General features: G+C 71.4%; 2 protein-coding genes. One reads left to right on the top strand and one right to left on the bottom strand.

Features of this window, described 5'->3' with window-relative positions; genetic code table 11:
- Window positions 1-196: 196 nt before the first annotated feature.
- On the bottom strand, window positions 197-655 hold the full coding sequence (locus AC1DY2_RS18925) for a MarR family winged helix-turn-helix transcriptional regulator (RefSeq protein WP_476763816.1): 459 nt from the start codon (window positions 653-655) through the stop codon (window positions 197-199).
- A gap of 85 nt (window positions 656-740) precedes the next feature.
- Here AC1DY2_RS18925 and AC1DY2_RS18920 point away from each other — a divergent pair.
- The coding region (locus AC1DY2_RS18920; RefSeq protein WP_476763815.1) for an MFS transporter at window positions 741-2,217 on the top strand (1,477 nt) is incomplete at its 3' end.

Raw genomic sequence — 2,217 nt, 5'->3', positions numbered from 1 at the left:
GCGCAGCCGGGCGCCGGCCACCCAGTCGGCGGCGGTGGCCGGACCACGCGCCGCGGCCGGGCTGGATCCGGCCTTGGCGGGGTTGCCCGAGCGACCGCGGGCGCTCCGGTTGCGGACGTCTTGGGGGTTCATGCGCTGCTGCTTGGGGCGTGCCACACCGACATGCTAATTCGCGACCCTATGAACCGCTGACGGCTCAGCGCACGTCCTTCAGCGCGTCGAGGTAGCGGGCGACGATCTCGAGCTCCTCGACGGTGAACTGCTCGTGCAGGCGCAGCATGCTCGCGAGGATGTCGCCGTACGGGTCGTCGGGACCGCCCCGACCGGCTCCGGCGAACGCGTCGGGGAGCGCCTGCACCACGACCCGGCGCCGGTCGGCGGGATCGGTCGTGCGCTCGATGAGCCCGTGCTTCTCGAGCCGGTCGAGCACGCGTGTGGTGGTGCTCGTGGGCAGCTCGGTCTGCTGGCTCACCTCGCCCGCGGTCATCGGGCCGCCGTGGCGCTGGATGAAGCCGAACGCCTGCATGTCGACCACGTTCATGCCGAGCGATCGGGCGATGCGCTCGTTCGTCATCACCGAGGAGGCGATGACGAGCTGCACGAGTTCGACGATGCGAGCGGTGACCTCAGCCCTGCTTGACATCGGCTCGTCCACCTCCTATTCTTCCCGAAGTGGGATTATTCCATATCGGGACAATCCCGATCCGGTACCAATCTCAGCATACGAAGGGATGACGGCCATGGCCACCACCACACGCCGAGGGCTCGCCATCGGCATCCTCCTGTTCGCCTCGTTCATGGACCTGCTCGACGTCACCATCGTGCAGGTCGCCCTGCCGTCGATCGGCGCCGACCTCAGGGCATCCGAGGCCCAGCTCGAATGGATCGTCAGCGGATACATGCTCGCCTTCGCGGTCGGGCTGATCACGGGCGGGCGCCTCGGCGACCTCTTCGGGCGCCGCAGGATCTTCCTCATCGGCATCGCCGGGTTCACGATCGCCTCCGGAGTCGCCGCGGCGGCCTGGTCGGGCGAGGCGCTCGTCGTCACGCGCATCGCGCAGGGCCTGTTCGCCGCGCTCATGGTGCCGCAGCTCCTGGCGTCGGTGCAGGCGCTGTTCAGCCCTCGGGAGCGGGCTCCCATGTACGGGCTCATCGGCGGCGTCAGCGGCCTCGCCGCGGTGCTCGGCCCGGTGCTCGGCGGCTGGCTCATCGACGCCGACCTCTGGGGCCTCGGCTGGCGCACGGTGTTCCTCATCAACATCCCGGTCGGCATCGCGATCTTCATCCTCGCGGCCCGTTTCGTGCCCGACACGCGCTCCGAGCGACCCATGCGGCTCGACCTGGTCGGCGTGGCCCTGCTCAGCGCCATCGTGCTCGCGTTCATGGTGCCGCTCGTCGAGGGCCAGTCGCTCGGATGGCCGGCCTGGCTGTGGATCCCCGTCGCGTTCGGCGCGGTGCTGCTCGTCGTGTTCATCGCCTACTCGCGCCGGCGCATGCGCCGCGACGGCTCGGCGCTGCTGCCGATGCCGCTCTTCGCGGACCGCGGCTTCTCGGCGGGCATCGTCACCCAGGCGGCGTTCCAGGGGTCGCTCAACGCGTTCACGCTGCCGTTCATCATCTACCTGCAGGTCGGGCTCGGCTTCGACGCGCTGACCGCCGGCCTCAACCTGCTCGCGTTCAGCCTCGGCGCGCTGGTCGGCACGGGCATCGTCATCCCGCTCGTGGCGCGCCTCGGCAAGGTGCTCGTCACCGCGGGCGCCGTGCTGCTCGGAGCCGGCCTCCTGTGGGTGTTCGCGGTCGTCGTCGCCACCGGCGCCGACTTCACCGGCTGGGCGGCGGTGTGGCCGATGCTGCTGTCGGGCGTGGGCCTCGCGCTCGTGGTCATCCCGCTCGTCGACGTGGCCCTCGCCACCGTGCCGGTCGCCGATGCGGGCGCAGCCTCGGGTGCGTACAGCACCTTCCAGCAGCTCGGCGCGGCGGCCGGCGTCGCGGTCTCGACGACCGTGTTCTTCACCGTCGTCGGCGAGGACTGGAGCCGGGAGCACCTGCTCACCGCCCTGCAGGCCTCGGTCTGGGTGGCGGTGGCCGGGTTCGCGATCGCGGCGCTCGCCAGCCTCTTCCTGCCCGGCCGCGCCCAGGTGCAGGCGCACCTCGACGAGGCCAAGCGGCTCGCGGAGGCCGACGTCGAGCCGGTGCCCGCAGGCGCCGGCGCGCCGA

This window comes from Agromyces sp. P1_H4, assembly GCF_056405255.1.
The sequence above is the reverse complement of the archived record's forward strand: the minus strand, read 5'-3'. Positions and strand labels throughout refer to the sequence as shown.